Source organism: Nitrososphaera sp. (assembly GCF_050748925.1).
Taxonomy (GTDB): Archaea; Thermoproteota; Nitrososphaeria; order Nitrososphaerales; family Nitrososphaeraceae; genus Nitrososphaera.
This window is the reverse complement of the sequence record NZ_JBOGQF010000103.1, coordinates 1-6,328: the sequence shown is the minus strand read 5'-3', so window position 1 is coordinate 6,328 and position 6,328 is coordinate 1. Positions and strand designations below refer to the sequence as shown.

The 6,328-nt window shown below is 56.6% G+C and carries 8 protein-coding genes; 3 read left to right on the top strand and 5 right to left on the bottom strand.

What is annotated here, in order from left to right; translation table 11 throughout:
• Nucleotides 1-590 (bottom strand): trimeric intracellular cation channel family protein (locus ACREAY_RS08895; RefSeq protein ID WP_431755417.1); only part of this gene is annotated, 590 nt, incomplete at its 3' end.
• A 92-nt stretch (nt 591-682) separates the two neighbouring features.
• A complete protein-coding gene (locus ACREAY_RS08890; protein ID WP_431755418.1) occupies nt 683-1,723 on the bottom strand; it encodes a class I SAM-dependent methyltransferase in 1,041 nt (346 codons plus the stop codon).
• Between the two features lie 114 nt (nt 1,724-1,837).
• Here ACREAY_RS08890 and ppdK point away from each other — a divergent pair, with 114 nt between their 5' ends.
• Complete coding sequence (gene ppdK, locus ACREAY_RS08885; protein ID WP_431755416.1) at nt 1,838-4,507, top strand: pyruvate, phosphate dikinase; 2,670 nt, start codon at nt 1,838-1,840, stop codon at nt 4,505-4,507.
• Nucleotides 4,508-4,541: 34 nt separating this feature from the next.
• Entirely contained in the window at nt 4,542-4,709 is a 168-nt protein-coding gene (locus ACREAY_RS08880; RefSeq protein WP_431755415.1) for an RNA polymerase Rbp10, read from the top strand.
• On the opposite strand, the gene ACREAY_RS08875 is transcribed toward ACREAY_RS08880, so the two are convergent.
• Together ACREAY_RS08875 and ACREAY_RS08870 are read right to left on the bottom strand one after the other, a co-directional pair.
• Nucleotides 4,706-4,921, bottom strand: coding sequence for a C2H2-type zinc finger protein (locus ACREAY_RS08875; RefSeq protein WP_431755414.1), 216 nt, complete (start codon nt 4,919-4,921; stop codon nt 4,706-4,708). The two genes, ACREAY_RS08880 and ACREAY_RS08875, sit on opposite strands and share 4 nt — an antisense overlap.
• Nucleotides 4,918-5,331 carry a hypothetical protein gene (locus ACREAY_RS08870; protein ID WP_431755413.1) on the bottom strand — a complete coding sequence of 138 codons (414 nt, stop codon included), beginning with the start codon at nt 5,329-5,331 and terminating at the stop codon, nt 4,918-4,920. The genes ACREAY_RS08875 and ACREAY_RS08870 overlap by 4 nt, the downstream gene beginning before the upstream one ends.
• Nucleotides 5,332-5,477: 146 nt before the next feature.
• Here ACREAY_RS08870 and ACREAY_RS08865 point away from each other — a divergent pair, with 146 nt between their 5' ends.
• The gene (locus tag ACREAY_RS08865; protein WP_431755412.1) at nt 5,478-5,822 is read left to right on the top strand and encodes a P-II family nitrogen regulator; all 345 of its coding nucleotides are present in this window, start codon (nt 5,478-5,480) and stop codon (nt 5,820-5,822) included.
• A 9-nt stretch (nt 5,823-5,831) separates the two neighbouring features.
• Here the strand turns inward: ACREAY_RS08865 and ACREAY_RS08860 are convergent, their stop codons facing one another.
• On the bottom strand, nt 5,832-5,966 hold the full coding sequence (locus tag ACREAY_RS08860; RefSeq protein WP_431755411.1) for a hypothetical protein: 135 nt from the start codon (nt 5,964-5,966) through the stop codon (nt 5,832-5,834).
• Between the last annotated feature and the right edge of the window lie 362 nt (nt 5,967-6,328).

Below are 6,328 nucleotides of genomic sequence, written 5' to 3'. Positions count from 1 at the left end.
GTCATGCGCAGAGCGGTGACCGCGATTATGGTCGGTATCGCTGCAATACTGATGTCAAGGCCGGCCCACAAAAGCGCAAAGAGCATCGCCACGCCGATAAAGCTGGCAGACGCGTACAGCTCTTTGACGAACACTATCGGAACCTCGTTGACAAACACGTCGCGCAGTATGCCGCCGCCCACCGCGGTTATCATGCCTGCAAACGCCATGGCAAGGAAATCCAGCCCGGCGATGTTGTAGGCTATGGACGCGCCGATGACGGTAAAGACGCCAAGGCCAATCGCGTCAAACTTTAAGAACATGCCTTCGTGTTTTTTGAACGCCCGATAGAGGAAGAATATCGCGACTGCCATCGCTATCGTTATCACGACGTAGAGCGGGTTTGCTATCGCGGCAGGCGGGAACCGGCCAAATGTAATGTCGCGTATCACGCCTCCGGCCATCCCGGTTATCGCGGCCAGTATGATTATCCCCACGATGTCGGACTTGTGCTCGACTGCCTTGAGCGCGCCGGTGACTGCAAACGCCGCCGTGCCAAAGAGGTCGAGTAGCTGTATCAGGAATGTTGTGGGCAGGATTGGATCTGACAAGTGCCGGCAGCTAGAGCTTGGCATGCATTGATTTGAAACTATCGGTCATGCCAGAAACCGGCAATTTCTGGCACGATGCTGCCTGCCGTTTTTTACGGCCTTGCTTCAAAGACCCTGTTAAAGGGCGTCTGCGTCGCGCGCCGAAACCGCGTAAACCCTGCAGACGTCACTATCTCGCGCAGCTGCGAGTCGCTGGCCTGGGCCCCAAGCGCCGGCCCATTGTCGTTTAGCGAAGCGGGCACGCATATCATGGAAGACGCAGAGTAGAACAGCCTGCCGACGGGGTTCAGGTTCTCTTCCAATTTTTCGTTGGCAAACGGCTCGACTATCATCCACGTGCCGCCCTTTTTCAGCGCCCTGAGCGTGTTGGCGGCCGCCCCTGCAGGGTTTCCCATGTCGTGGAAGCAGTCAAAGAACGCGACCAAGTCGTACTGGCCGGGATAGTCGGTAGAGCCGGCCACCTGGAACGTACAGTTGCCGGCGACGCCCTCTTTTTCTGCCTGCTTTTGCGCCCACCCTATAGACGGCCGGTGAAAATCAAACCCCGTGAACCTTGATTTCGGGAAGGCCTTTGCCATCAGGATGGTGGACGCGCCGTGCCCGCAGCCGACGTCCGCGACAGATATCCCGCTCTCGAGTTTTTCCTGCATGCCGTCAAGCGCGGGAATCCAGCTTGAAACAAGGTTGGCGACATAGTTTGGCCTGAAAAACCTCTCGGTGCCTTCAAACAGGTGCCGATTGTGGTCGCCCCAGCCGAGCCCCTTGCCCGTCCGGATCGCCTCCACTATCTTTTGCTCGTCCTGAAAGAGCGACGCCATGATCTGGTAGCCTCCCATGATGTACGCCGGGCTGTCAGGATTTGCCATTGCAAACGCCTGCTCTGCAGGCAGCGTGTACCTGCCCTCGCCATAGGTGACGTACCCCCCTGCCGCCTGCGCCGCCAGCCACTCCCTTATCATGCGCGGATGGGTGCCGGTCTTTTCGGCAAGCTGTTCCGGCGTCATCGGGCCGGCGCCGGCCATCGCCCTGTACAGGCCCAACCTGTCGCCTGCAAAAGCCAAGAGCGCGCCAAGCGCCCCTCCCCAGTCACCCAGGGCCCTTCCGATGAACTCGTTTAACCTAGCTTCATCTATTGCCATGGCTGGTTCACCAGAGGCGTTGCTTAAGGGATTTTCAGAAGCCGGTTCCGGTCTTTTTGCCCACCACACAACATTTTTTTAAGCCAGCAAGCCTCAGAAGACACAAAAATGAGCAGCTCCATCGTCAAGCCCATCTACTTTTTTGATGAAGCCGACGGAAACAACAGGGCGCTTTTGGGCGGCAAGGGGGCGGGGCTTGCAGAGATGACAAAGCTGGGCCTGCCGGTGCCGCCCGGCTTTATAATAACGACTGACATTTGCGAAAAATTCTACGAGGCGGGCAAGCGCCTGCCGGACGGCCTCATGGACGAGGTGCGCAAGTCCATAAAGAAACTTGAAGTTTCAACGGGCAAAAAGCTGGGCGACGCGGCAAACCCACTCCTCGTTTCTGTCAGGTCGGGCGCGCCGGTGTCGATGCCGGGCATGATGGACACGATACTCAACCTCGGCCTCAACGACCAGTCAGTCGAGGGCCTTGCGCGGCAGAGCAAGGACGCGAGGTTTGCGTGGGACGCGTACCGCCGGTTCATCCAGATGTTTGGCAAAATAGTGCTCGGCATCGACGACAGGCAGTTTGAGAAGGAGATGGCAGGCAAGGACCTCAACGACGAAAAGGTCCTGCGCAAGGTCGCCGCGTCGTTCAAGTCGCTGTGCGAAAACACGGGCAAAAAGCTTCCCGACTACCCGTACAAGCAGCTTGAACTTGCGATAGACGCGGTGTTCAGGTCGTGGATGGGCAAGCGCGCAATGGAATACCGCAGGCAGTACGGCATAACGCCGGACATGGCCAACGGGACGGCCGTGACAATAGTGGCGATGGTGTTTGGCAACACGGGGCAGGACAGCGCGACGGGCGTCGTGTTCACCCGCGACCCGGAGACGGGCGTAAAGAGGCTGTACGGCGACTACTTGGTGAACGCGCAGGGCGAAGACGTCGTCTCTGGCAAGGCAAACCCGAGCCACATCGACCAGCTGCCGGGCCAGATGCCGGACGTCTACAGCCAGCTTCAGCAGGTCTGCGAAAAGCTGGAGAACCACTTTAACGAGTGCCAGGATGTCGAGTTTACCGTCGAGCGGAGCAAGCTCTACATCTTGCAGACGAGGACGGCCAAGATGAGCGCGCTTGCAAGCGTCAAGACCTCAGTCGACATGTACCACGAAGGCCTGATAGACAAGACGGAGGCGCTAAAGCGCATAGACCCGGAGGGCCTCGAGCAGATGCTCTACCCGAGGATAGGGCCGCAGGTAAAGCTAAAGCCGGTTGCCGCCGGCGTCGCGGCGTCGCCGGGAGCGGCAAGCGGCGTGGCGGTCTTTGACGTGGCAAGGGCCGAGGCGCTTGGCAGGCGCGGCGAGAAGGTGATACTCGTGCGCGAAGACACGAAACCTGACGACGTCCCTGCGTTCTTTTTGTCGGCTGGCATCCTGACAACGAGGGGCGGGAAAACGTCCCATGCGGCAGTGGTAGCAAGGGGCATGGGCAAGCCGTGCATTGTGGGCTGCTCGCAGATAGAGATAGACACCGAGAGCTGCAGTTTCGCAGTTGCCGGCAAGACAATTGCAAGCGAGGGCCAAAAGATAACAATCGACGGATCGACCGGCAGGATATACCTTGGAGAGGTCCCCACCGTCGATCCCGAGATAACATCAGAGTTCAAAGAGATACTGCAGTGGGCGTCTGAAATGAAGGCAATCAGGATACGCGCAAACGCCGACACGCCAGAGAGCGCTACTCTGGCAAGGAAATACGGCGCAGAAGGGGTTGGCCTTTGCAGGACCGAGCGCATGTTCAACCAGCACGACAGGATAGCCATTTTCGTGCGGATGATAATGGCAGAGGACGATGACGAGCGCAGAAAGGCGCTTGCGGAACTGGAACTGTTGCAGAGGTCGGACTTTCGTGCGATACTGAAAGAGATGCAGGGCCTGCCGGTCACGATAAGGCTCCTTGACCCGCCGCTGCACGAGTTTCTCCCAAAGGAAGAAGAGCTGATGATGCAGATTTTCGAGCTAAAGTCTTCCGGCGGCCCGAGGACCGAGTCAGAGATGCTCAGGCGCGAAAAGATGCTCAGGCGCGTGCACGAGCTGTCCGAGGTGAATCCGATGCTTGGGCACAGGGGGGTCAGGGTCGGGCTCACGTTTCCTGACATTTACGAGATGCAGATCCGGGCCATCTGCGAAGCGGCGGCAGGTCTTGTCAAGGAGGGAGTAAAGGTGGAGCCGCAGATAATGGTGCCGCAGGTGGCCATCGTGAATGAGCTTGTGGCCGTGCGCCACCTGTTCGAGTCTGTCAAGCGCGAGGTAGAGCACCGCCACAAGATCAAGCTAAAGATACTGTTTGGCAGCATGATCGAAGTCGTGAGGTCGTGCCTCGTCGCCGACGAGATAGCCCACGTCGTCGATTTCCTCAGCTTTGGCACCAATGACCTCACGCAGGCTACGTTCAGCTTTAGCCGCGAGGACGCGGAGGCCAAGTTCCTGCCCTTTTACCTGGAAAAGACAGTCATACCGGCAAACCCGTTCCAGACCATCGACCAGAAAGGCGTGGGCAGGCTGATGAAGATGACCATCGAGATGTCGCGAAAGGTAAAGCGCGACATCGAGATAGGAATCTGCGGCGAGCACGGCGGCGACCCGAGGTCGATAGAGTTCTGCTCGGCGGCGGGCCTCAACTATGTCAGCGCCTCGTCCCACAGGATCCCCATAGCGATCCTCGCGGCGGCGCAGTCGGCGATAAGGAGCAGCAAGGACAGCAGGCTGTCGCGGTTCCTCTCGGATTAAAGCTTAAAATGGGGGCGCCGCAGCGTCATCCTAGATGGCTTCGGACAGCTCGGGCGCAAGCGTCACGTACGAGTGCATGCGCTGCGGCACGCCGGTGACAGTCGAGGAATTGTCGCGCCTGCCAGAGATAAAATGCATCTGCGGATTCAGGGTGTTCCGCAAGGCAAGGCCGCCGATTGTAAAGCAGTTAAAGGCAATCTAGTCCTTCTTTCTTTCGTCCAGTTGCTTGTGGTACGAGTGGTTCTTCTTGGCGTGGTCGCGCATCTGCTCCATCCCCTCAAATCCCATGCCGCATTCCTTGCATTCGTAGAGCCGGCTCTCGTGCGCAAGCTGCTGGTGGTGCATCAGCTCCTCCACCTTGCCAAACTTTTTGCCGCATTTCTCGCAGGCGTGGCTCTTGAGGAAAAATATCACGCCGCGTTCCTGCCGTCCCAGCACTTGCGGCACATCTGGCCTTCTACCTTCCACGCCGGCTTGGGGTTATACCGCACGAGGCCCATCTTGGTCCCGCATACGGCGCAGAAATTCAGCTTTTTGTTGTGGTCGGCATCTTTGTTGTTAAAGCAGCGCTGGCACAAAAGCGTGCCGGGCTCCATGTTCCACTGCCACCGCGGCTTGACGGCAATGTCGCCGAGGTCCTGCTTGCAGACGGCGCAGTGGTCCGGCTCGGGAGGCCTTGCCGCAAACTCTTTTGCCTTTTCAATGTGGCAGTCGCTGCACAGGTAGCCCTCCATTGCCCACTCGTCGCGGGGCTTGTACTTGTGCTTTAGCTCTTTGCTGCATACGGTGCAGTGCAGCAGCGTCTTTCTGCCAAAAAGGCCCAAACTGCCTCTCGTTGTCATTACGGGTAAAAAAAGCATTACCCTGAATGCAAAAAATTCCAGTTGCGGCCATTATGACATAATTTATTGCGCCAGTCTACAAAATACTTTAATAAAAGCACGGGCTTAAGCAGCTTGGTATCTAGATTATGAAGAAAATCGAGGCTGTCATACCCCACGCGCGCCTTGAAGGGGCGTTTGCTGCGCTCAAGGAACTGAACCTAGGAGGCATCACTTACTTTGAGTCAAAGGGCACTGGAGAGATCCCCCGCCCCCAGATGCATTCAGGAAGGGGCACAGGCACCTACACGCCCGAGTTCAACATCAACTCGACGGTGATGATAGTCGTGAGCGACTCGATGGCGAACAAGGTGATCGACAAGATACTGGAAAGCACAAGCACCGGCCTGAAAGGCGAGGGCAAGATCTTTGTCTCTGACATTGAAGACGTCGTAGACATCGGGACCAAAAAGCACGGAGAATCTACGATATAAAAATAAAAGTTAGTTGGTTGCCAGCTCTTCGATTGCCTGGCTCGCATTCAGCATGCCCTTTTTCTTGGCATACTCTTCGATGACCTTTAGCTGCTCTGGCGTAAAGCACACCGGCATCGTCCTCTTGTCTTGCGCTGTTTGCATGGCACTAAATATCGAGCGCAAGATTATAACTCTTTCTTCTGGAAAGACGCGCTCAAGAATTTGCGGGACAAGACTTGTAGAGCCGTCTGATGCAATTATTTGCTGCTCGCTGTAAACCTAATCAGGGGGTTGGCATCTGATTCAACCAGTCTTAGTAGAATGTTCAACTCTCATTCTGCAAGATTGCGTCAGTCGTTGCCGGTTGTATTTGGTGCAGTTTTCTGTATGTCGATAATTGCCATTTCCAGTCCGGGTTACAGAGATGCATTTGCAGACCAATGCTCCAGACACTTACCTGAAAGTTACTATTATGAAAATTTCGATGTTGTATTTCTGGGCAAGGTCATCGACATAGCTAGGTA